Below are 21,871 nucleotides of genomic sequence, written 5' to 3'. Positions count from 1 at the left end.
TTCCCGATCAAAAGAATTCTGAATTGCTTGATTGGCCGCCATCGCCAGCAGGCTGGCTCCCACATTGGTTTTGTGTACGCCACAAATCCCCTGTGGGAGCGAGCCTGCTCGCGATAGCGTCAGGTCAGACGCCGTCGATATCCGGCCCTTTCACCGTCTGGCTGACCTGCCCGTTCACACCCACCGCCACCTCGCCCTTGAGCGTTACCCGGCGCACGATGCGGTCCTGGGTCCCGTAGTCATCCACCGCGTAATGCTGGGTGGAGCGGTTGTCCCAGATCGCCACATCGCCAGCCTTCCAGCGCCAGCGCACGATGTTTTCCTGGCGGATCACATGGCTTTGCAGCAAGCCGAACAGGTGCGCCGAATCGGCCTGGGAATAGCCCTTGATGCGTTTGACGAAATGCCCCAGCAACAGGCTCTTCTCACCGCTGACCGGGTGCACGCGGACCACCGGGTGTTCGGTCTCGTAGACGGTCGAGGTGAAGATCTTGCGATAGCGCTCCAGCTTCTCGGCAGAGACGTCAGGCCGGGTGCCGGCGTAGTCGTATTCGTTGCTGTGCACGGCGACCAGTTTGTCGGCCAGCTCACGCAGCTCCACCGACAACCCTTCATAGGCAGTGGCGGTATTGGCCCACAGGGTGTCGCCACCGAAAGCCGGCGCCACCACCGAGCGCAGGATCGAGGCTTTGGGGTAGGCCTCGACGAAGGTCACGTCGGTGTGCCAGGAGCTGGCTCGCTGGCCTTCGGCACCGTCCAGTTCCAGCAGAAAACGCGTGCCTTCGCGCACTGGTACGGTCGGGTGTGCCACCGGCTCGCCGAGCAGGTGGGCGAACGCCTCCTGGCGCTGATCGTCGAGCTGGGTCTGCTCGCGGAAGAAGATCACTTTGTATTGCAGCAGTGCCTGTTGAATGGCTTCAACAGTGGCGGCATCCAGTTCGCCCGAAAGCTGTACGCCACGGATTTCGGCACCGATGCGACCGGCCACCGGATGGATTTCAAGCGCGTGAACAGCGGGTTGTACTGCGAAAGCGGCATTGCTCATGGGTAGACCCTCATCAGACTGCTTACGGTTGAACCGGCCGCGAAACACTGCTCTATCTATATTCTATTTAGATCTAATAGATATCAGAATGCTTCGTTGACGGAATAAGAGGTTGCATTTAAAACCTCAGTCAACCCTCGTCGCAAATGCCTTCGAGCTATTTTTAGGATGCCGGAAAAGCATATGGATCTTCGCCAGTTGCGTTACTTCATCGCCCTCGACGAGCACCGCAGTTTCGTGCGCGCGGCCGAGGCCATGGGCATTACCCAGCCTGCCTTCAGCCGCAGCATTCAGGGGCTCGAACACGAGTTCGGCTGCGTTTTGGTGGACCGTGGCAACAAGGACTTGCGCCCCACCCCCGAAGGTCTGGTGGTGCTGCAACATGCCCGCAGCCTGGTACAAGGCGCGGCCCTCTTGAATGCCGAAGTGACGCAGATGACCAAGCTCGATGCCGGTGAACTGCGCTTCGGTTGCGGCCCGGCACCTGCGGTGAAACTGGTGCCGGATGCAGTGGCGCAATTCATCAATGCGCATCCGAAAGTGCGCACCTGTTTCGAGGTGGATAACTGGGAGAAACTCAGCCGCGCCCTGAGCCGTGAGGAGATCGAATTTTTCATCGCCGACATCCGCCATTTCGAGTCCGACCCGAACTTTCAGACCCAGGCCCTGACGCCCAAGCGCGGTGTGTTTTTCTGCCGACCCGGGCACCCGCTGCTGACCAAGGAGAGCCTGTCGACCAACGACATGTTCGATTACCCACTGGCGACTACGATGATTCCGCCGGGCATTCGCAAACTGCTGGCGAACCTCAGTGGGCGAGTGGATTTTTCACCGACCATCGAGACCGAGCATTTCCCGGCGCTGGTGAAAGTGGTACTGCAATCGAATGCGATTGGCGTAGGGACTGAAGAAGCGTTTGTTGAAGACATTGCCCAGGGTTCACTGGCACTACTGCACTGGCGCAATCTGCCGCAGAACATCGAGAGCATGAATGCGCGGTGCGGGATCGTCAGTCGCACCGGGTTCCGCTTGTCGCCGGCGGCGCGGGCGATGATCGAGACGTTGGTGGCGGTGGACAGGCAGCAGATCAGCGTCGCGGTTTGATGGCCCCATCGCGAGCAGGCTCGCTCCCACATTGGATTTGAGTCGTACACAAACTGTGTGTCCGACAGAGATCCCCTGTGGGAGCGAGCCTGCTCGCGATGGGGCCAGTAAGACCGCCAGAAATTTCAGAGCTTCGCCGCCGCCAACTCCGGCGCCACCCAATCGCTGACCTTGAACGACTTGCGAATCAGCTTCTGCTGCGAAGCCAAATCCACCGCATCCTGCAACTTGCCAAGGAACACTGGATCAAGCGTCGAGGGGAAAACCTCGCTCAGCTTCTGATCCTTCAGATCCTGCGTGAGGATCACCGCCGGATAACTCGCCAGCCCCGACACCAACTGAATGTAAGCGTCCTTGTTGCTGTCCTGGGTAAGCCACTCCACGGCCTGCTGTTGGGCCTTGAGCAGTTTCGCCACCGCTTCCGGATGCGCATCGACAAACTTCCCGGTCCCTATCAGCACCGCCTGCACACTGCCGGCGCCGCCCAGATCCTTGGTATTGAGCGGCAACTCGGCCAGCCCCTTGGCTTGCAACGCCGTCAGCCCGGAACCGCCCCACGACGCATCGATCTGCTTCGCCGCCAGCGCCGCGACCGCCGCGTTGAAGTCCAGGTTGATGACTTTCACGTCCTTCTCGCTCAAGCCCTGACTGGCCAGCGCCGCATCGAAGGACAACTGGCTGGCGGTGCCACGGAAGATCGCCACGCGTTTGCCCTTTAGGTCCTGCAGGGTCTTGATCCCCGAACCCGGCACTACGCCGAGGTAATGCTTTACCCCGCGCGCCGAGGCACTGAGCAGTCGCGTATCCAGACCATTGGACTTGCCGATGATGGCCGCCAGATCGCCGAGGTAGGCCAGGTCCACCTGACCGTTGGCGAACGCCTCGTTAATCACCGGGCCTGCGCCCTTGAAGAAGCTCCACTGAATCTTGATGCCTTGATCGGCGAAAGCCTTTTCGAAGATCTGTTGATCACGCAGCACATCCACGACACCGCCACCACTGTGCTGGGTACCGGCACTCAGGTCCGGCACGGCGATGCGGATTTCCTTGAGCTCACCGGCATTGGCCGTGAAAGCCAGCAGGCCCGCCAGGGCCGGTGTGGCGAACAGACTGATGACACGTTTGAAGGGAAGGTTCATGGGTGCGGCTCCTTGAGGCAACGGGCGTTGAGGAGCTGAAACTAGGCTGAATCTTCACCAACACTTAAATACTATAAATTCACATTTTTAGATCGTTTAGGTCTATGTCAACGCATCCGGTGCTCTCCGCCGATATGCCCAAACGGCATCAAAAATATTCTTCGAATGCATTGGATGCGGAGGCTTAGGGAGGCCATAAATGGCTTCTATTATCGCTCAATAGTATTGATTTTGAATTTTATAGATCAATTTTGCATACGCCTTGAACCCTTGTAGGAGCGAGCCTGCTCGCGAATAGCGGAAGGTCAATCGAGACATCTTTGCCTGACACACCGCTATCGCGAGCAGGCTCACTCCTACAAAAAAGCAGGTCTTTATTGCAACCCGACAACGGAGGTCACTCATGGCCCGTGTTTCTCTTCTCAGCCTGCCGCTAGCCGCGCCACCACTGGAAAACCAGCGCCTCTGGCCCAGCTTGAGTCGTCGGCTGTTGCCTTGGTTGCTACCCATCACCCTATTCACGCTCTGGTGGCTCGCCAGCCGCAATCACTGGATGAGCGAGCAGATCCTGCCGGCACCGAGCCTTGTCTGGAGCAGTGCACTGGAGCTGTCCCAAGGCGAGTTGTGGAGCCATTTGTGGATCAGTCTTCAGCGCTTGTTCTGGGGCTTGCTGGCCGGGATCATCGCGGGTGCTGTTTTGGGTGCGGCACTGGGTTTCACTCGTCGACTGGAGCGCCTGGTATTTCCAACCTTTGCCGGGTTGGCCCAAGTCCCGACCCTGGCCTGGATTCCGTTGTTCATGGTGTTTTTCGGCATCGGTGAGGTGCTGAAACTGGTGGTGCTGATCAAGGCCATCGTGGTGCCGGTAACCCTGCATACGCTGGTCGGTGTGCGCGACGCACAACCCAAGTTGCGCGAAGCCGCCGCCGTGTTGCGCCTGCCCAGGCACCTGTTGATCTGCCACCTGGTGCTGCCTGCCGCGCTGCCGGCATTCATGGCCGGTGTGCGCCTCGCGCTGGCCGCCGGCTGGACTTCACTGCTCGCTGTCGAACTGCTCGCTTCCAGCGAAGGCATCGGCTACCTGATGGTCTGGGCGCGGCAGTTGTTCATGCTCGACATCGTGTTCGTGTGCATCGTGGTGATCGGCTTGATCGGCGTGGCGATGGATCGCGGCATCGGTCTGCTGGACAGGAAACTGGTGCACTGGCCGCACCCGGCCACCGCCGAAATCCGTCGTGGGCCGCGTTATCAAGGCTGGCCGCGATTGCAACCGTGGCTGCTGCCACTGGCGCTCCTGGCGTTGTGGCAACTGACTTCGGATCAGCAATGGATTGACGCGAACATTCTGGTCAGCCCGCTGGCGGTCCTGCACACCACCTGGAATGGCCTGCTCGACGGCACGCTGATTGGCGGCATGGCCCTGAGCCTGGGCCGAACCCTTGGCGGATTGCTGCTCGGTGGCGGGCTCGGGTTTGCCTTGGGGCTGTTGCTGGGGTTGTCGCGCACCAGTGAACGCGTGCTCGGCCCGACCCTCGCCGCCCTCCGCCAGATCGCCATTTTCGCCTGGGTGCCGTTGCTCACCGCGTGGTTCGGTCTGGGGGAATTGGCCAAGTGGGTGTTCGTTGCCCTGGCCGCCTTTTTCCCGCTGTTCATCGCCACCCAACGCAGCGTCGCCCACCTGTCGCCGCAACTGAACGAGGCCGCGCAGGTGCTGCGCCTGAATCTGTGCCAGCGCCTCGGTCGACTGGTGCTACCGGGCGCGGCACCGGGGATTTTTGCAGGGCTTCGGCTAAGCCTGATCTACGCCTGGCTCGGCACCATCGGCGCCGAATATTTCATGCCGTCCAACGGCGGCATCGGCAGCCAGATGATCGGCGCCCAGCAACTGCTGCGCATGGACCTGATCATGGCCGGCATGCTGCTGGTGGGCCTGACCGGTGCCCTGCTCAACCTCATTGGCCAACGCCTGGAAATCCGCGCCACTCGCTGGAGACACGCATGAACGCACCGATTGTCAGCTTCAATCACGTGGGCAAAACCTTCGACGTCGACGGCTTCACACTTGAGGCCATCCGCGAATTCAACCTGGACATCGCCGAGGGCGAATTCGTCGCCATCGTCGGCTCCAGCGGTTGCGGCAAATCCACTTTGCTGCGACTGCTGGTGGGCCTCGATACGCAATTTCGCGGGCAGATCAGCGTGGATGGAAAAGCTGTCACCGGCATCGGCGGCGAGCGCGGCATCGTCTTCCAGGAACACCGCTTGTTCCCGTGGCTGAGCGTGGCCGACAACATCGGTCTGGGCCTGGTCAACGAGCCTTTGAGCGCTGCGCAAAAGCACAAGCGTATCCATGATTTCATCGAACTGGTGGGCCTGGGCGACTTCGCCCGCGCCTATCCACACCAGCTCTCCGGCGGCATGGCGCAGCGCGTGGCCATCGCTCGCGGCCTAGTGGCCAGCCCACGGATTCTGCTGCTGGACGAGCCCTTCGGCGCCCTCGATGCGCTGACCCGCCAGCAGATGCAGGACGAACTGTTGGCGATCCGCGCCCGGGCAAAAATCACCACGGTGCTGGTCACCCACGATGTCGAGGAAGCGATCTTCCTCGCCGACCGCGTTGTGGTAATGGAGCCGCGTCCGGGGCGGATCAAGCAAGTGGTCGACATTGCCCTGCCCCATCCGCGCCAACGCAGCAGTTTCGACTTCCACCAGCTGCGCGAAGAACTGCTGCACGAACTCACCAGCGACGATCACTACCAGCCCCCCGTGCCGGTGCAGGTTCGCGATCTGCCGCTGTCCTTCATTGCCTACTGAAAAAGGAAATGCCTGATGCCGCAACGTCCCAACTTTCTAGTGATCCTGGCCGATGACCTGGGCTTTTCCGACATCGGCGCCTTCGGTGGCGAAATCAATACGCCGAACCTCGATGCACTGGCCAACAACGGTTTGCGCCTCACCGATTTTCACACCGCGCCGACCTGCTCGCCGACCCGGTCGATGCTGCTCACCGGCACCGATCACCACATCGCAGGCATCGGCACCATGGCCGAAGCATTGACCCCGGACCTGATCGGCAAACCGGGTTACGAAGGGCACCTGAACGACCGCGTGGTCGCCCTGCCCGAGTTGTTGCGCGAGGCGGGTTACCAGACGTTGATGAGCGGTAAATGGCACCTGGGCCTGACCGCTGAGCTGGCACCTCACGCCCGGGGTTTCGAGCGTTCGTTCTCGTTGCTGCCCGGTGCCGCCAACCATTACGGCTTTGAGCCGACCTACGATGAAACAACGCCACGGCTGCTGAAATCCACCCCGGCGCTGTACATCGAAGACGACCAATTCATCGATGAACTGCCCAAGGATTTCTATTCCTCCGATGCCTTTGGCGACAAGCTGCTGCAATACCTCAAGGAGCGCGACCAGACCCGGCCGTTCTTCGCCTACCTGCCGTTTTCCGCGCCGCACTGGCCTTTGCAGGCGCCGGTCGAAGTGGTGGAAAAATACCGCGGGCGTTATGACGCCGGCCCTGAAGTGCTGCGACTTGAGCGCCTGGAAAAACTCAAGAAACTGGGGCTGATCGAGGCCGATGTCGAGCCCCATCCGTTGATCCAGTTGACTGCACAATGGGATGCCCTGAGCGATGAGCAGCGGCAGATCTCCGCGCGGGCCATGGAGGTTTACGCGGCGATGGTCGAGCGCATGGACTGGAACATCGGGCGGGTCGTCGACTACCTGCGCCAGCAGGGGCAACTGGACAACACCTTCATTCTGTTTATGTCCGATAACGGTGCCGAAGGGGCATTGCTCGAAGCCTTCCCGAAATTCGGCCCGCAGTTGCTGACCTATCTCAACCAGCATTACGACAACAGCCTGGACAACATCGGCCGCGCCAACTCCTACGTCTGGTACGGGCCGAACTGGGCGCAAGTGGCGACCGCGCCGTCGCGGTTGTTCAAGGCCTTCACCACCGAAGGCGGGATCCGTGTTCCGGCGCTGGTGCATTATCCGCAGCTGCCGCTCAAGGGCCAGATCAGCCACGGTTTCGGCACGGTGATGGACATCACGCCGACCATTCTGGATCTTGCCGGCGTGCGCCATCCGGGCAAGCAATGGCACGGCAAGCCCGTGGCGGACGTTCGCGGAAAGTCGTGGCTTGGGTTCCTGTCGGGTGAGACGGCGCAAGTACATGACGAGCACACCGTGACCGGGTGGGAATTGTTCGGTCGACGGGCGATTCGACAAGGGCAATGGAAGGCGGTGTACATCCCGGGACCGGTCGGGCCGGCGACCTGGCAACTGTATGACCTGGGCAATGATCCAGGGGAGATTCATGACCTGGCGTCGAGCCAACCGCACAAGCTCGGTGCCTTGATCGAGCACTGGCAGCGGTATGTGGATGAGACTGGGGTGATCCTGAGTGAGTCGCCATTCCAGCCGGATTGATGCTGTCTGATCCACCGCTATCGCGAGCAAGCTCGCTCCCACACAGGCCGATGTGATGCAAAGATCGCATTCACACCAACAAACCCTGTGGGAGCGAGCTTGCTCGCGATGGGGCCATCAAATACAGCCAATCAAACGCCGATTGTACGCACCTTTTCCGCAGCCACTTCATCCCTGCGCTCAAACCGGTTAGCCCGCGCAAACGTGCCGAAATCATTGAACCGCACACCCATCTCGCGCATCACTTTGTGCCCCACCGACACAGTCAACTGGCGGATGTAGAACGGCTCCTTCACCACAAAATGATGAATCCCGTGGCTGCTGCCGAAGTTGAAGCAGAACGCCTGCAACGGCCACAACCACCACGCGTTCAGCACCTGGCACTGCTGCATCACGTTGCCCGGCTCCACGTCACCGTAGTAGTGCATGTTCGAGCTGATGAAGTGCAGGCAGAACGTGCGCAACACGTTCGGGCCGATGATCACGACTGCCGCGATGTCGATCACCTGCATCACCGACAACGTGGTCGCCGACCACTCGATCGGCGCGCCCATCAGGTGTGCTACGCCGTTCGCTGCGTGGAAACCGAGAAACACGTACCAGGCGCCCCAATGCATCAGTGCCAGCGGTGCGTAGACCTTCAGCGTGCGCTGGATGATGCTGATCTTTTGCACCCGGGTCTTGGCCCGCAGCAGGCGGATGAACGACGACATCATGTTGTCGCCAATCATCAAGAATCGCGCGATGCCCCATGGTTCACCGTTGGTGATGGCGCGTTCTTCCATGTCGGTTTCAGAGCCCGACACCTTGTGGTGATTGAGGTGCAGATGGCGGCGAATCCACGGATTGATGGTGCTCGGCCGCGCCAGCCACACCAACCCCATCATCAGGTTGTGCGGCACCTTCTGCTTGCGGAAGTACATGCTGTGAATCAGGTCGTGTTCCAGTTCATGGGTCAACGAGGCGAAAAAGGCGTTGAGCAACAGGCACGCCCACCAGGCCATGTACCCGGTCATGTAGAGCGCCGCCGAACCCACCATACCTGCCAAAGCGAAGGTCAGAATGCCTGCACCGAGGGCGTCCTGATGCTTGAGAATCGGATAGCGCTCGCGCAACTCGACGCCTTTGGCCAGTACCACTTCACGGATATACGCTGATCGCTGTGATGCATTCAGTCGCTGGGGGCTTGCAGAAGTACCGCTCATGCTTCCATCCTCTGGTTATTGATGGTTGCATCCTGCCTTGCGATCCTTCGCAACGCGGTAGCCGAGAACGCCAACCTGTTGACCGGAAGCGCCAATCAGCATGACTGAACCGACCTCCCTCGCCAGCTGGACCCGCGCCCTGCGCAAGCAACTCGATGCCCTGGGCATCGACAGCACCGCCCTGTGCCAGCAAGCGGGGCTCGACCCGCAACTGATGGACGACCCGAACGCGCGCTACCCGCTGTCTGGCACCACGCACCTGTGGAATCTGGCGGTGCAGGCCAGCGGCGATCCGGCGATCGGTTTGCGGGTTTCGCGTTTCGTCAGCCCGACCACTTTCCATGCGCTGGGTTATGCGCTGGTCGCCAGCGGCAGCCTGCGGGAAGTGTTCGAGCGCATCGTGCGTTATCACCAGGTGGTCAGCGATGCCCTGGAACTGGAGCTGACCCGCGCCGAGGATCGCTACTGTTTCAGTCTGAAAATTCCGGTAGGCAACCCGGCTCCTGCCTTCGAAGCCATCGACGCGTTCATGGCGATTTACGTGCGCACCTGCCGCAATCGCCTGGGTCGCGACTACGCGCCACTGGCGACCTACCTGCGCCGCCCGGAGCCGGCAGACGCACACCAATGGCATAAAGTCTTTCGCTCGCCCGTGCACTTCGGCGCCGACGAAGACCGACTGGAGTTCGCCCTCGTCGATTTCGACAGCCACCTGGACGATGCCAATCCGGAGCTGGCCGAACACAATGAAACCGTGCTCAAGCGCACCCTGGCGCAACTCAAGCCACTGACGTGGGAGCGCAAGGTCCGCGACGCCATTGAAGAACAACTGCCCGAAGGCGAACCGAGCGCCGAACACATCGCCAAGGCCCTGCACCTGAGCTTGCGCAGCCTGCAACGGCACCTGGCCGATGAAGGCTACCGGTTCGACACGCTGCTCAACGAAAGCCGCGAAAACCTCGCGCTGCTGCACCTGCGTGACCCGCAATGTTCGTTGAGCGAGATCAGTTATCTGCTCGGGTTTGCCGACACCAGCAGCTTCAGTCGTGCGTTCAAGCGCTGGACGGGTATGACGCCGGGGCAGTTTCGGGATGGGTTGCGCTGATCAGCCTTTGACCAGGCTGCGAGCCATACCCTCTTTCCACTGCTCCAGCATTGCCTCTCCAACTGCGGCAAAGGCACTGTTTGCCTTTATGTGTTGACCCATCTCGCCCATCGCCATTGCCATCCCATGGATGACCTGTTGCAGCAATTCGTTGCAGCGCCCCTCGGTCAAATTGCAGGCGGAGCGGCCAAATCGCATCAGCATCTTGTACTTGGGCCACGCCTTCGATCCGCCCAGTAACAACGCCATGCTATCGGTCTTGATGTAGACCGACGTGGTGATGATGTCGTAGGCAGGTGCCAGGCTGATTGCTGCATCGACACCACAGTCTTCGTACAGAACGCCAAAGTTCTTGAGGTGCGCGTCGCCATTTTTCAGACCCGATGACAACGCGACGATTTTGAAAAACGACTCCAGTGCCTGATTGAGCAAAGGCGGGGAAACAAACGCCTTGATCTGCTTGGCCGCACCTTCGTACGAACCATCGTATTTGGCTTTTGATGGCCAGGCATTGAGCACGCAGAAGTCCTCGAACCCCAGGTAACCTTTTTCATTCAGATCGAAGCGTTCAACGATCAAAAACTTGCCGTGCTCACTGAGTTCAAACTTCGGTACCTCAAGACCCGAATGCAACGCCGCCCGCATGCAGAAGTATTCATTGGCAGCGAGTTCCGGGTATTGCTCAGGACGAAAGGCTTTGACCAGATGCGTGGCCCCCCGATGGGACAGCCGATCGATGGTTGATGCGCTGTCACGCACCAGTACCTTCGGCTGTACACCGGAAACGCCTGAATACTGGCCATAGGTCTGCAAGAGGTCTTCGAACAGACCTTGCGCACCATCATGTACAAGAAGGTCCGCCAGGCTGGTTTCAGGTGGCTGGTCGCCCGGACCCTGGGCCGTTGAAATGCCGACTCTTCCGAGCTGGTGCGGGCCGACGATGGCAAGCATCGAAAAGTCGTCAAACCCCCGGACGGCCTTGCTGAAGCGACGAGTCAATTCATCGCGCAGGGCTCCCTCAGGCAGATTCATTTCAAAAACCGGTGGAACGCCCGATTCCCACGCGTAACTCTCCAGCCGCACCGGCATGGTCAACGAGACGGCGTTTTGTTCTGACGCGTTTTCGGCGTAGGCAAACACGCTATCAACGGGTGACTGACCACGACCAAGGACTCCGACCGCGCTGTTGGAAACGCTGATAGCCAGTCGATCCTTCTCCTGCGGCTCATCCATGGAAATCCACCTTTTTCAGGGTATCCAGCGTTGGCCGCTTCGACTGTCGCGGCACGGCAGTCAGCTCATAACCGAAGCCATTGAGGATCGCCTCTACCTTGCGCAGACCAATTTCGGAGAGGGTGTTGTTTTCAATGCCGGAGATCGTCGCCCGGCTCATTCCGTACTGATGTGCCAATGCCTGCTGGGAGAGTTTTCTTTCCTTGCGTAACGTTCGGATCAGCTTGCCAAGGTTTTCCATTTCACCACCATGCATCGTATACAGTGCATATTTTATCAGTTTAACGATTATGCATTGTATTTAGTTCATGTCATGATTGAAGTCCAGCTACATTTGCTGACGCCCCTACCAGACATCAAACCATCGCCAGCACCCGCAACCGCACGGCATCGAGGATTTCAATTTCGCCGTAACTCAGCCCGATGATCCCTTGCCCCTGTAACTCCTTGAGGATCTGGTTGGTGGTTTGGCGCGATAGCGACAACATGGCGGCAAGCTGCTCCTGGGGCAGCTGCAGGACGCGACGCGGTGGGGCGGTCTCGCCATAGCCTTCGGCGATCATCAGCAAGCGGTGCGCCAGCCGTGCCGGGGCCGGCAACAGGCTCAGTTGTTCGAGGTTGATGAAGGTCATGCGCAATTTCTGGCTCATCAGCAACGCCAGTTGCCGCCAGTGCTGCGGTTGCTCGTCGAGCAGCGCCAGCAAGGTGTTCTGAGGAATGTGCAGCAGCGTGCACTGGCCCACGCCGTACGCATCGTGGGTGCGTGGCTGGCCATCGAACAGGCAGATTTCGCCGAACCAGTGCGGCGGCTCCACCAGGCTCAGCAACGCTTCCTTGCCCTGCTCACTCACTGCCCCGACGCGCACCGCGCCTTCAAGCACCGCGTACAGGCCGCAGGGCGGACCGCCACGCTTGAACAGCCGCTGCCCCGGCGACAGGCGCCGCAGCCTGGCCACCGACAGCAGGCTATCCTGTAGGGAAACAGGCAAATGGCTGAACCACTGACCGCTCATCAGGCGTGGACGCCAGACCTGCATATCCATGAAAACTCCTAGAGATTGTCGCCTGGCTGACAGAGCGGGAAGTGACCCCGGGGCATGATCAATCACCCCACAGGAGAACAACAATGAAAAGCCTCGTCGACCACCTCAGTCAATACGCCGCCTACCACCGTGACCCGCGCAACATCGCCTCGCACTTTATCGGCATTCCGCTGATCGTGGTGGCCGTGGCCGTACTGCTGTCACGTCCGCAGTGGGCCGGAGGCTGGCTTTCGCCGGCGGTGCTGGTGTCACTGGCCTCAGCGTGGTTTTACCTGCGCCTTGAACTGCGCCTTGGGGTGCTGATGACGGTGTTGCTCGGGCTGTGTGTCTGGGCAGGTCAGGTGCTGGCGCAACAAAGCACGCTGGTCTGGCTGGGCAGTGGCGTGGCGATGTTCGTGATCGGCTGGGCGATCCAGTTTGTCGGCCATCACTACGAAGGGCGCAAACCGGCATTTGTCGATGACATGACCGGGTTGATTGTCGGGCCGTTGTTTGTGGTGGCCGAGTTGGCGTTCATGCTGGGGATGCGGCATGAGCTCAAAGAGCAGATCGAGGCGCGAGCGGGTGGGGTGCGGGTCAATCCGAAGCGTGCCGCTGTTTAGATAGTTATCGCGAGCAGGCTCGCTCCCACACTGATTTGCGTCGTTCACAAATCCACTGTGGGAGCGAGCCTGCTCGCGAAGCTTTTGCCTTAGATATTCGCAACCTTCTGCCAGACCTTCGGCTTGAAGAACAGCGTCTCGCCTTTCGCCAAACCAACCAGGCTGTCGTGATCCTTGACCACTTCAGCTTCGATCAGATCGCTCTGCCCTTCGACCTTCAACGTCACCCGTGTCGTCGCGCCCAGCGGTCGAATATCCCGCACTTCAGCCGCGTGGTGATCTTCCAGCTCATGGCGTGACAACGACACCTCGTGCGGGCGGAACAGCACGTGCTTGTCTTCGCCCAGGTGCAGTCGGTTCGAATCACCGAGGAAGTGATAGACGAAATCGCTGGCCGGGTTTTCGTAGACGTCACCCGGTGAGCCGATCTGTTCGATCACACCCCTGTTCATCACCACGATACGGTCGGCGACTTCCATCGCTTCTTCCTGGTCGTGGGTCACGAACACCGAGGTCAGGTTGATGTCTTCGTGCAGACGCGCCAACCAGCGGCGCAGTTCTTTACGGACCTTGGCGTCGAGGGCGCCGAAAGGTTCGTCGAGCAGCAGCACTTTCGGCTCCACCGCCAGCGCCCGAGCCAGGGCAATGCGCTGGCGCTGACCACCGGAGAGTTGCTCCGGGTAGCGATCCGACAACCAGTCCAGTTGCACCATGTTCAGCAGTTCATGGACTTTGGTTGCGATCTGGCTTTCGCTCGGGCGCTGGCTTTTCGGCTTCATGCGCAGGCCGAACGCGACGTTGTCGAACACTGTCATGTGGCGGAACAGCGCGTAGTGCTGGAACACGAAACCGACGTTGCGATCGCGCACGTCGTGGCCGGAAACGTCTTCACCGTGGAACACGATGTTGCCCTGGTCCGGGGTTTCCAGGCCGGCGATGATCCGTAGCAGCGTGGTCTTGCCGCAACCCGACGGACCGAGCAAGGCGACGAGTTCGCCGCTCTGGATGTCCAGGCTGATGTTGTCCAGCGCCTTGAAGGCATGGAAGTTCTTGCTGACGTTACGCACTTCGATCGACATGAATTATTCCTCCGCGGCGCTGGCGCGCAGGCGGTTGATACGGTTTTCGCTCCACTGCTTGAGCAGCAGGATGAAGAGCGCCAGGATCAGCAACAGGCTCGCCACGGCGAATGCCGCCACGTGGTTGTATTCGTTGTAGAGGATCTCGACGTGCAACGGCAGGGTGTTGGTCACCCCGCGAATGTGCCCGGACACCACCGACACCGCACCGAATTCCCCCATGGCCCGCGCGGTACACAACACCACGCCATAGATCAGGCCCCATTTGATGTTGGGCACGGTGACGTGCCAGAACATCTGCCAGCCGTTGGCCCCGAGCAGACGCGCGGCCTCCTCTTCCTGGGTGCCTTGTTCCTGCATCAGCGGGATCAGTTCACGGGCCACGAACGGCACGGTGACGAAGATCGTCGCCAGCACGATGCCCGGCAGGGCGAAGACGATCTGGATGTCGTGGTCCTGCAACCACGGGCCGAACAGGCCCTGGGCGCCGAACATCAGCACATAGACCAGGCCGGCGATCACCGGCGATACCGAGAACGGCAGGTCGATCAGGGTCACCAGCATGCTCTTGCCGCGGAACGAGTACTTGCTCACGCACCAGGCGGCGCTGACGCCGAACACCAGGTTCAGCGGCACCGAAATCAGCACGGCGATGACCGTGAGCTTCAGCGCCGATAGCGCGTCCGCCTCAAAGATCGCGGTGAAAAACGCCCCGAGGCCGAGCTTCAGACCCTGGGACACCACGATGAACAGCGGCAGCAACAGGAACAGTGCAAAAATCAGCCAGCCAAGGCCGATCAGGATTCGCCGAGAAGTCGCACTGCCACGACGGGCAGCGTTCGAGGAAGCGGCAGCAATAGACGATTGGGACATGGGTGCGCCTCCTTATGGGGTTTCGATGCGCCGCTGCAACAAGTTGATCAGCAGCAACAGGACGAAGGAAACCACCAGCATCAGTACACCAATGGAGGTAGCGCCGGTGTAATCGTATTGGTCGAGCTTGACCATGATCAGCAGCGGCAGAATCTCGGTTTTCATCGGCATGTTGCCGGCGATGAAAATCACCGAACCATACTCGCCGACCCCGCGGGCAAAGGCCAAGGCGAAACCGGTGAGCCATGCCGGAAGCAGTGCCGGCAGCAGGATATGGCGGAAAACCTGCAACGGTTTTGCCCCCAGGCACGCTGCCGCTTCTTCCACTTCACGGGGAATATCCGCCAATACTGGCTGTACGGTACGTACTACGAATGGAAGTGTCACAAAAGTGAGGGCGAGGGTGATGCCCAGAGGGGTGTAGGCGATCTTGAAACCCAGATCCGCTGCAAACTGACCCACCAGACCGGTTGGGGTGTACAGCGCCGTCAGCGCAATACCGGCCACCGCCGTGGGCAATGCGAACGGCAAGTCGATCATTGCATCGATCACTTTTCGTCCAGGGAAGGTATAGCGCACTAATACCCAGGCCAACAGCGTGCCGATGATGCCGTTGATGATCGCGGCACACAGGGCGGTGCCGAAGCTGAGCTTCAACGCGGCCAGCACCCGTGGCGCCGAGATGATTGCCCAGAATTGATCCCAGGTGAGTTGAGCGGCATGCACGAACATCGCCGCCAGTGGTATGAGCACAATCAGGCTGAGGTACACCAAGGTGTAGCCCAGCGTCAGCCCGAAGCCGGGTATGACGGGGGAGATACGACGCGACATAAAAGTCCCTGGTTAAATTTTGTTCTGCCAAGTGCATTCATGTGGGAGCGAGCCTGCTCGCGAAGGGGGAGTACCAGTCAACATCCCTGTCGCCTGAAATACCGTCTTCGCGAGCAGGCTCGCTCCCACACGTTAAACACCTTAGCCAATTGACATCAGGATTACTGCGCCTGATAGATCTGGTCGAACACGCCCCCGTCATTGAAGAATTTCGGCTGTGCGGTTTTCCAGCCGCCGAAGTCCTTGTCGATGCTCACCAGTTCCAGTTTCGGGAACTGCTGGGCGTACTTGGCGGCCACATCCTTGTCACGTGGACGATAGAAGTTCTTCGCCGCGATTTCCTGGCCGGCCGGGCTGTACAGGTGCTTGAGATAGGCCTCGGCGATCTGCTCGTTGCCCTTTTTCTCGGCATTTTTGTCGACCACCGCCACCGGTGGCTCGGCGAGAATCGACAGCGAAGGCACGACGATGTCGAACTTGTCGGCCCCGCCCTCTTCTTTCAGGGCCAGGAAGGCTTCGTTTTCCCAGGCCAGCAATACGTCGCCCTGACCGTTGTTGACGAAGGTAATGGTCGAGCCGCGAGCGCCGGTGTCCAGCACTGGCACGTGCTTGAACAGGGTCTGTACGTATTCCTTGGCCTTGGCTTCGTCGCCGCCATTGGCTTTCAGGCCATAGGCCCACGCCGCGAGGAAGTTCCAGCGCGCACCACCGGAGGTTTTCGGGTTCGGCGTGATCACCGAGACGTCATTCTTGATCAGGTCGCCCCAGTCCTTGATGCCTTTGGGGTTGCCCTTGCGCACCAGGAACACGATGGTCGAGGTGTAAGGCGTGCTAGCGTCCGGCAGGCGTTTTTGCCAGTCCGCCGGCAGGGACTTGCCAAGCTTGGCGATTTCGTCGATATCACCGGCCAGGGCCAGGGTCACGACGTCGGCGCGCAGGCCGTCGATCACCGCCCGACCTTGCTTGCCCGAACCGCCGTGGGATTGCTGGACCTTCACGGTGTCGCCCGCGTGGTCCTTCTGCCAGAACTTGATGAACTCGGCATTGTAGTCCTGGTACAGCTCGCGGGTCGGGTCGTACGACACGTTGAGCAGCTCGTAGTCCTTGGCAACGGCGGAACCGGCAAAAAGGGCGCTGGCCAGGGCGGCCAAAGCGAAATGACGAATCGACGACATGGTGAAAGCTCCTGGAATTCTTGGTTTGTTGGCTTTTTCTTATGGGATATCGCGTTGCCTGATTCGCCTCAGCCCGGCTTGTTGCCCGGCTGCTGCAAACGGAATTTTTCCTTGCGCTCGATCTGTACCACCTGGGCGTTGTGCACGGTGATTTCCACGGCACCAAAGCGCAGATCGCGCAGGGCACTCTGGATTTCACGCAGGATGGTGGCTTCGTCTTGACCGTCGACGCTACGCAGGGATGCGCTCATATTGCTGCTCCTTCAACTGAGAGATTGCCTCGCAGTGTCGGCACTGCTTGCGGCTTGAGAGCAATACTAGAGAGACACTGATATTCTTAAAAAGACTATTTAAGAATGTTTATATAACCAGAAGAGATTAACTGAAGGAACAAGGGTTTGAGGTGAACAGCTCGCTCCCACAGGGATTTTGTAAATCAGGTGATGACCGGGGCATGAGCCCAATCGAGCTGCGCCGCCGGCACCGGCCGCCCGAACCAGTAACCCTGCCCCAGATCACATCCCTGCTCGAGCAGGAAAGCAGCCTGCTCGACCTGCTCGATCCCCTCGGCATGCACCTGCATGCCCATGCTCTGGGCCAGGGCAATGATCACCCGCGAAATCGCTGCATCATCTTCATCCCACGGCAACCCGGCGACGAAGCCCTGGTCGATTTTCAACTTTTGCACCGGCAGACGCTTGAGCCGCAGCAGCGATGAATAACCGGTGCCAAAGTCGTCGATGGCCAGGCGTACACCCAGCTCGCGCAGGCGATGCATCTGCTCCAGCGCGACTTCCGGGTCTTCCATCACCGCGCTTTCAGTGACTTCCAGCTCCAAAAACGCCGGTTCCAGCCCGGTTTCGCGCAGGACTTGCGCCACTTGCTGGTACAGCTCACGACGGGCGAACAGGCGCGAAGATACGTTGACCGCGACGAACGACAACACCACCCCGCCCTGCTGCCACTGACACATCTGCCGGCACGCCTGCGCCATGACCCAGGCATCGATTTCAGCAATCAGACCGGTTCGTTCGGCGACCGGAATGAATTCCGCCGGCGACACCAGGCCCCGCTGCGGGTGCTGCCAACGCACCAGCGCCTCGACGCCAATCAAGCGACGGGTCTTGAGGTCGTGAACCGGCTGGTAATGGACCCGCAGCTCCTGCTGGTCCAGGGCGCGGCGCAATTCGAAAGCGATCTCGACCCGCTGCTGGGCGTGGGCCGTCAGCTCTTCGGTGTACAGGGCATAATCATTGCGCCCCGTGCTTTTGGCCTTGAACAGTGCAGAGTCGGCATTACGCAGCAGTTGCTCGACACTCAAGGCATCGCTGGGGAACAGGCTGATGCCGATGCTGGTGTTGATGGACAGCTGGTGCCCATCAATAAGGAACGGCTCTTTAAGGCCATCGATGATCCGCTGGGCCAACGCAGCGGCCTGAACCAGTTGCGGACAACTATCGGCAAGCACGGCGAATTCATCTCCGCCCAGCCTGGCCAGGGTGATGCCCGGACCGAACATGGCGCCCAGGCGCTCTGCCACAGCCTTGAGCAACTGGTCGCCAATGGTGTGCCCGAGGCTGTCGTTGATCATCTTGAAGTGATCGAGGTCGATCATCAGCAGCGCGCAGCCACGCTTGTGGACCTGTGCCGAGGCCAGGGCCTGTTCGGCGCGGTCGGTGAACAGCAGGCGGTTCGGCAGGTCGGTCAGCGGATCGTGGTGCGCCAGGTGCATCAGCTCGTGTTCGGAGTTCTTGATTGCACTGATGTCGGAAAACACCGCCACATATTGGCTCGGCCGGCCGAAATCGTCGTGGATCAGGCGGATCGTTTGCCATTGCGGGTAAATCTCGCCGCTTTTGCGCCGGTTCCAGATTTCTCCACTCCACTCCCCGACAGTGGCGAGCGCGGCAAACATCACCTGATAGAACTCAGGGGAATGTCGTCCGGACTTGAACAGATTGGGCCGCTGCCCCAGCACGTCCTCACACCCGTAACCGGTGATTTCCATGAACGCCCGGTTCACATGGACGATCACGCCTTCCCGATTGGTGACCAGCACGCCTTCGCGGGTGCAGTCGAACACGGCCGCCGCCTGGCGCAAGCGCGTGCGGTCGGCATCACGTTCACGCAGCTTGGCGCCGATCCCCAGACATCGCAGCAACCGCGCCCGGGCAATGAAGATCAACCCGGCGCTGAACAGTACCCAAACATAACCGTTGATCAGTTGCCATCGCAGTCGCTCGGCAGAGCTATCGAAGAAACTGTTTAATAAATAGCCACTCATCTGCAGCCAAACCACAGAAAGCAACAGATAGAGCAGCGCTGCACGCAAGGCATCGCGATAGGTGGCAGGCATCCGGCAATCCATGTCCCTACAAAAAGATTGGAATTATAGTTGAAAGACACATCCAGCCACTCTTATCTGAAAGGGCGACTGGTTTTCTGTGTGGGCTTAGTGATAATGCAACGGCTGTTTTTTCTTTATCGAGGGCCCTACAGCCTATGTGGTACGAAGGTTTTCTTGGCTTGTCGCCCTGGTCGCTGGTAGCAGTCACCCTGCTGATGACCCACGTCACGATCATTGCCGTCACGGTCTATCTGCATCGTTACTCGGCCCATCGCTCCCTGGAGCTCAATGGGGGCCTTAAACATTTCTTCCGTTTCTGGCTGTGGCTGACCACGGCGCAGAACACCCGCGAGTGGACCGCCATCCACCGCAAGCATCACGCCAAATGCGAAACCGTCGATGATCCGCACAGCCCGGTCATCAAGGGTTTGTCCACGGTGCTGCGCAAAGGCGCCGAGCTGTACCGCGCCGAAGCGGAAAACCCCGAGACGCTGCGCATCTACGGCAAGAACTGCCCCGAAGACTGGATCGAGCGCAATCTCTACAGCCGCTTCCCGCTGCTGGGCATCGCAATCATGGGCGTTATCGACCTGCTGCTGTTCGGCACCATCGGCATCACCATCTGGGCCATCCAGATGATGTGGATCCCGGTGTGGGCCGCCGGCGTGGTCAATGGCCTGGGCCATGCCATCGGCTACCGCAACTTCGAATGCCGCGATGCGGCGACCAACCTGGTGCCTTGGGGCATCCTCATTGGCGGTGAAGAACTGCATAACAACCATCACACCTACCCTAACTCGGCAAAACTGTCGGTGAAAAAGTGGGAATTCGACCTGGGCTGGGCGTGGATTCAAGTCTTCAGCTTCCTGCGCCTGGCCAAGGTCCAGCGGGTTGCGCCGATTGCCCATCGCGTCGAAGGCAAGGGCAACCTGGACATGGACACCGCCATGGCGATCCTCAACAACCGCTTCCAGATCATGGCCCAGTACCGCAAATTGGTGATCGGCCCGCTGGTCAAGCAAGAGCTGGAAAAGGTCGATCACTCGGTACGCCACCAGTTCCACCGGGCCAAACGCCTGCTTTCGCGGGAGACCAGCCTGCTGGATGACAAGCACCATGTACGCATCCAGAGCATGCTCGAGCACAGTCAGGCGCTGAAGGTAATTTACGAGAAACGCCTGGCCCTGCAACAGATCTGGGTCAAGACCAGCTCAAATGGTCACGACATGCTGGCGGCCATCAAGGACTGGGTACACGAAGCCGAAGCCAGCGGGATTCAGTCACTGCGCGACTTCGCCGGTCAATTGAAGACCTACTCCCTGCGTCCTGCTGCTGTCTGATTGCAGCGCGCAGCCGCAAAACCTGTGGGAGCGAGCCGGCTCCGGGCGGCGTGTCAGTCAATATTGATTTGACTGGCACCCCCTTTTCGCGAGCAGGCTCGCTCCCACATTGTTTTTTTGCCGCAAGAACGCATCGCCAGTACCGCCCGGCGGAAGCCGGCTTCCTCGCCACAAAAGGCGGGAACTTCACCCGAAAAGCCCTATCTCAAAGACACTTCGCTATCCCCGGCGGGCTTGGTGTTGGCCGCTATCTAATACGCGGAATGCCCTTTGAGATTTGTGTCGATGGCCCAAAAGAACCTGCAAGACTCATCTCCGTCACATGGGCCCGAGGCTGCGCAGACCCTGATTGCGCTGATGCACGCCCAAGGCGAAGTCGCACGCCTGAGCGAGCGCGAACAGTTGCTCAACACCTTGCTGATGAGCGTCAACGCGGTGCTATGGGCATTCGACTGGGAAACCCGTCAGATGCTTTACGTCAGCCCCGCCTACGAACGGATCTTTGGCCGTTCGGCCGATCGGCTGCTGGCCGACTGCAACCAGTGGCGCGACTGCATTTACCCTGACGACCTGGACTACGCCGAACGCAGCCTGGCCGAAGTGCTGGACAAGGGCGCTGTCGAAGACCGCGAGTATCGAATCATTGCCGCCGACGGGCAGGTGCGCTGGCTCAGCGACAAATGCTACGTCAACCGCCAGGCCGAGCCGGGGCAACCGGTGATCATCGTCGGCATCGCCGAGGACATCACCGACAAGAAGCGAATGGAACGCGAGCTGCAGCGCCTGGCCACCACCGACGCGCTGACCCAGAGCAGCAACCGCCGGCATTTCTTCGAATGCGCCCACCGCGAGTTCGCACACGCCCGGCAACGGGGCGAGCCGCTGTCGTTCCTGATGCTGGACATCGATGACTTCAAAATCATCAACGACACCTATGGTCACCAGGAAGGCGACAACGTGTTGCAACGCATCGCCGATAGCGGCCGCGCAGCGTTGCGCCGTGGCGACCTGTTCGGGCGCATTGGCGGTGAGGAGTTCGCAGCAGTGTTTCCCGGCTGTACGCCGCAGATGGCCCTGCAAGTGGCGGAACGCTTGCAACAGCAGATTCAGCGATTGCGTTTCACCCATGAAGGCCAGACGTTCGGCATCACCGTCAGCCAGGGCCTGACCAGCCTGACCGCCGCGGACGAAAACGTGGAGAACCTGTTTTCCCGCGCGGATGCCGCGATGTACCAGGCCAAGCGTGAGGGCAAGAACCGGATTATTACCGCCTGAGCGGCCATCGCAAAACCCTGTGGGAGCGAGCTTAC

20 protein-coding genes are annotated in these 21,871 nt (G+C 60.0%); 8 read left to right on the top strand and 12 right to left on the bottom strand.

The features are described from left to right. Positions 1 to 124: 124 nt before the first annotated feature. Entirely contained in the window at positions 125 to 1,045 is a 921-nt protein-coding gene (locus tag ACM6J5_RS06695) for a TauD/TfdA dioxygenase family protein (RefSeq protein WP_414928045.1), read from the bottom strand. A 183-nt stretch (positions 1,046 to 1,228) separates the two neighbouring features. Between ACM6J5_RS06695 and ACM6J5_RS06690 the strand changes: the two genes are divergently transcribed. Further along, complete coding sequence (locus ACM6J5_RS06690) at positions 1,229 to 2,149, top strand: LysR family transcriptional regulator (RefSeq protein ID WP_150673702.1); 921 nt, start codon at positions 1,229 to 1,231, stop codon at positions 2,147 to 2,149. Between the two features lie 125 nt (positions 2,150 to 2,274). On the opposite strand, the gene ACM6J5_RS06685 is transcribed toward ACM6J5_RS06690, so the two are convergent. Further along, complete coding sequence (locus ACM6J5_RS06685) at positions 2,275 to 3,288, bottom strand: ABC transporter substrate-binding protein (protein ID WP_414928044.1); 1,014 nt, start codon at positions 3,286 to 3,288, stop codon at positions 2,275 to 2,277. A gap of 403 nt (positions 3,289 to 3,691) precedes the next feature. Here ACM6J5_RS06685 and ACM6J5_RS06680 point away from each other — a divergent pair, with 403 nt between their 5' ends. Genes ACM6J5_RS06680 through ACM6J5_RS06670 form a run of 3 tightly spaced genes read left to right on the top strand, consistent with a single transcriptional unit; the run spans position 3,692 to position 7,728 of the window. Next, a complete protein-coding gene (locus tag ACM6J5_RS06680; RefSeq protein WP_414928043.1) occupies positions 3,692 to 5,290 on the top strand; it encodes an ABC transporter permease in 1,599 nt (532 codons plus the stop codon). After that, positions 5,287 to 6,102, top strand: coding sequence for an ABC transporter ATP-binding protein (locus ACM6J5_RS06675; RefSeq protein ID WP_095944998.1), 816 nt, complete (start codon positions 5,287 to 5,289; stop codon positions 6,100 to 6,102). The genes ACM6J5_RS06680 and ACM6J5_RS06675 overlap by 4 nt, the downstream gene beginning before the upstream one ends. A 15-nt stretch (positions 6,103 to 6,117) precedes the next feature. After that, a complete protein-coding gene (locus tag ACM6J5_RS06670; RefSeq protein ID WP_095944999.1) occupies positions 6,118 to 7,728 on the top strand; it encodes an arylsulfatase in 1,611 nt (536 codons plus the stop codon). Between the two features lie 131 nt (positions 7,729 to 7,859). Here the strand turns inward: ACM6J5_RS06670 and ACM6J5_RS06665 are convergent, their stop codons facing one another. Next, positions 7,860 to 8,933: a fatty acid desaturase gene (locus ACM6J5_RS06665; RefSeq protein WP_414928042.1), complete on the bottom strand. Its 1,074-nt coding sequence runs from the start codon at positions 8,931 to 8,933 to the stop codon at positions 7,860 to 7,862. A gap of 100 nt (positions 8,934 to 9,033) precedes the next feature. Here ACM6J5_RS06665 and ACM6J5_RS06660 point away from each other — a divergent pair, with 100 nt between their 5' ends. Further along, a complete protein-coding gene (locus tag ACM6J5_RS06660; protein ID WP_095945001.1) occupies positions 9,034 to 10,038 on the top strand; it encodes an AraC family transcriptional regulator in 1,005 nt (334 codons plus the stop codon). On the opposite strand, the gene ACM6J5_RS06655 is transcribed toward ACM6J5_RS06660, so the two are convergent. The 3 genes from ACM6J5_RS06655 to ACM6J5_RS06645 all read right to left on the bottom strand — a co-directional run bounded on the left by ACM6J5_RS06655 (position 10,039) and on the right by ACM6J5_RS06645 (position 12,314). Then, positions 10,039 to 11,271: a type II toxin-antitoxin system HipA family toxin gene (locus ACM6J5_RS06655; RefSeq protein WP_414928041.1), complete on the bottom strand. Its 1,233-nt coding sequence runs from the start codon at positions 11,269 to 11,271 to the stop codon at positions 10,039 to 10,041. It lies immediately after the preceding gene. Further along, entirely contained in the window at positions 11,264 to 11,512 is a 249-nt protein-coding gene (locus tag ACM6J5_RS06650) for a helix-turn-helix domain-containing protein (RefSeq protein WP_095945003.1), read from the bottom strand. The genes ACM6J5_RS06655 and ACM6J5_RS06650 overlap by 8 nt, the downstream gene beginning before the upstream one ends. Positions 11,513 to 11,627: 115 nt before the next feature. Next, a complete protein-coding gene (locus ACM6J5_RS06645) occupies positions 11,628 to 12,314 on the bottom strand; it encodes a Crp/Fnr family transcriptional regulator (protein ID WP_095945004.1) in 687 nt (228 codons plus the stop codon). An 83-nt stretch (positions 12,315 to 12,397) separates the two neighbouring features. On the opposite strand from ACM6J5_RS06645, the gene ACM6J5_RS06640 reads away from it, so the two are divergent. Continuing rightward, entirely contained in the window at positions 12,398 to 12,916 is a 519-nt protein-coding gene (locus tag ACM6J5_RS06640) for a DUF962 domain-containing protein (RefSeq protein WP_095945005.1), read from the top strand. An 89-nt stretch (positions 12,917 to 13,005) separates the two neighbouring features. Here ACM6J5_RS06640 and ACM6J5_RS06635 read toward each other — a convergent pair whose 3' ends face one another. The 6 genes from ACM6J5_RS06635 to dibA form a co-directional block, all read right to left on the bottom strand. Then, complete coding sequence (locus ACM6J5_RS06635; protein ID WP_414928040.1) at positions 13,006 to 13,995, bottom strand: sulfate/molybdate ABC transporter ATP-binding protein; 990 nt, start codon at positions 13,993 to 13,995, stop codon at positions 13,006 to 13,008. Between the two features lie 3 nt (positions 13,996 to 13,998). Next, positions 13,999 to 14,868: a sulfate ABC transporter permease subunit CysW gene (gene cysW / locus ACM6J5_RS06630; protein WP_008045439.1), complete on the bottom strand. Its 870-nt coding sequence runs from the start codon at positions 14,866 to 14,868 to the stop codon at positions 13,999 to 14,001. A gap of 12 nt (positions 14,869 to 14,880) precedes the next feature. Next, the gene (gene cysT, locus ACM6J5_RS06625; protein ID WP_007972956.1) at positions 14,881 to 15,699 is read right to left on the bottom strand and encodes a sulfate ABC transporter permease subunit CysT; all 819 of its coding nucleotides are present in this window, start codon (positions 15,697 to 15,699) and stop codon (positions 14,881 to 14,883) included. A gap of 161 nt (positions 15,700 to 15,860) precedes the next feature. Next, positions 15,861 to 16,874: a sulfate ABC transporter substrate-binding protein gene (locus ACM6J5_RS06620; protein ID WP_150673727.1), complete on the bottom strand. Its 1,014-nt coding sequence runs from the start codon at positions 16,872 to 16,874 to the stop codon at positions 15,861 to 15,863. A 68-nt stretch (positions 16,875 to 16,942) separates the two neighbouring features. Next, positions 16,943 to 17,125: a sulfur starvation response protein OscA gene (gene oscA, locus ACM6J5_RS06615; RefSeq protein WP_007975618.1), complete on the bottom strand. Its 183-nt coding sequence runs from the start codon at positions 17,123 to 17,125 to the stop codon at positions 16,943 to 16,945. Positions 17,126 to 17,310: 185 nt separating this feature from the next. Continuing rightward, entirely contained in the window at positions 17,311 to 19,230 is a 1,920-nt protein-coding gene (gene dibA, locus ACM6J5_RS06610) for a phosphodiesterase DibA (protein WP_414928039.1), read from the bottom strand. A 146-nt stretch (positions 19,231 to 19,376) separates the two neighbouring features. On the opposite strand from dibA, the gene desA reads away from it, so the two are divergent. Together desA and ACM6J5_RS06600 are read left to right on the top strand one after the other, a co-directional pair. Further along, a complete protein-coding gene (gene desA / locus ACM6J5_RS06605) occupies positions 19,377 to 20,561 on the top strand; it encodes a delta-9 fatty acid desaturase DesA (protein ID WP_095945009.1) in 1,185 nt (394 codons plus the stop codon). A 285-nt stretch (positions 20,562 to 20,846) separates the two neighbouring features. Beyond that, complete coding sequence (locus ACM6J5_RS06600; RefSeq protein WP_150673729.1) at positions 20,847 to 21,836, top strand: GGDEF domain-containing protein; 990 nt, start codon at positions 20,847 to 20,849, stop codon at positions 21,834 to 21,836. The last annotated feature ends 35 nt before the right edge of the window (positions 21,837 to 21,871 follow it).

This window comes from Pseudomonas sp. IT-P74, assembly GCF_949768175.1.
Classification (GTDB): Bacteria; Pseudomonadota; Gammaproteobacteria; order Pseudomonadales; family Pseudomonadaceae; genus Aquipseudomonas.
The sequence above is the reverse complement of the archived record's forward strand: the minus strand, read 5'-3'. Positions and strand labels throughout refer to the sequence as shown.

Bases quoted from the DNA above. Each gene is read 5' to 3' on its own strand.
- ACM6J5_RS06695 (WP_414928045.1), bottom strand. From the start codon at position 1,045: ATGAGCAATGCCGCTTTCGCAGTACAACCCGCTGTTCACGCGCTTGAA.
- ACM6J5_RS06690 (WP_150673702.1), top strand. From the start codon at position 1,229: ATGGATCTTCGCCAGTTGCGTTACTTCATCGCCCTCGACGAGCACCGC.
- ACM6J5_RS06685 (WP_414928044.1), bottom strand. From the start codon at position 3,288: ATGAACCTTCCCTTCAAACGTGTCATCAGTCTGTTCGCCACACCGGCC.
- ACM6J5_RS06680 (WP_414928043.1), top strand. From the start codon at position 3,692: ATGGCCCGTGTTTCTCTTCTCAGCCTGCCGCTAGCCGCGCCACCACTG.
- ACM6J5_RS06675 (WP_095944998.1), top strand. From the start codon at position 5,287: ATGAACGCACCGATTGTCAGCTTCAATCACGTGGGCAAAACCTTCGAC.
- ACM6J5_RS06670 (WP_095944999.1), top strand. From the start codon at position 6,118: ATGCCGCAACGTCCCAACTTTCTAGTGATCCTGGCCGATGACCTGGGC.
- ACM6J5_RS06665 (WP_414928042.1), bottom strand. From the start codon at position 8,933: ATGAGCGGTACTTCTGCAAGCCCCCAGCGACTGAATGCATCACAGCGA.
- ACM6J5_RS06660 (WP_095945001.1), top strand. From the start codon at position 9,034: ATGACTGAACCGACCTCCCTCGCCAGCTGGACCCGCGCCCTGCGCAAG.
- ACM6J5_RS06655 (WP_414928041.1), bottom strand. From the start codon at position 11,271: ATGGATGAGCCGCAGGAGAAGGATCGACTGGCTATCAGCGTTTCCAAC.
- ACM6J5_RS06650 (WP_095945003.1), bottom strand. From the start codon at position 11,512: ATGGAAAACCTTGGCAAGCTGATCCGAACGTTACGCAAGGAAAGAAAA.
- ACM6J5_RS06645 (WP_095945004.1), bottom strand. From the start codon at position 12,314: ATGGATATGCAGGTCTGGCGTCCACGCCTGATGAGCGGTCAGTGGTTC.
- ACM6J5_RS06640 (WP_095945005.1), top strand. From the start codon at position 12,398: ATGAAAAGCCTCGTCGACCACCTCAGTCAATACGCCGCCTACCACCGT.
- ACM6J5_RS06635 (WP_414928040.1), bottom strand. From the start codon at position 13,995: ATGTCGATCGAAGTGCGTAACGTCAGCAAGAACTTCCATGCCTTCAAG.
- cysW (WP_008045439.1), bottom strand. From the start codon at position 14,868: ATGTCCCAATCGTCTATTGCTGCCGCTTCCTCGAACGCTGCCCGTCGT.
- cysT (WP_007972956.1), bottom strand. From the start codon at position 15,699: ATGTCGCGTCGTATCTCCCCCGTCATACCCGGCTTCGGGCTGACGCTG.
- ACM6J5_RS06620 (WP_150673727.1), bottom strand. From the start codon at position 16,874: ATGTCGTCGATTCGTCATTTCGCTTTGGCCGCCCTGGCCAGCGCCCTT.
- oscA (WP_007975618.1), bottom strand. From the start codon at position 17,125: ATGAGCGCATCCCTGCGTAGCGTCGACGGTCAAGACGAAGCCACCATC.
- dibA (WP_414928039.1), bottom strand. From the start codon at position 19,230: ATGCCTGCCACCTATCGCGATGCCTTGCGTGCAGCGCTGCTCTATCTG.
- desA (WP_095945009.1), top strand. From the start codon at position 19,377: ATGTGGTACGAAGGTTTTCTTGGCTTGTCGCCCTGGTCGCTGGTAGCA.
- ACM6J5_RS06600 (WP_150673729.1), top strand. From the start codon at position 20,847: ATGGCCCAAAAGAACCTGCAAGACTCATCTCCGTCACATGGGCCCGAG.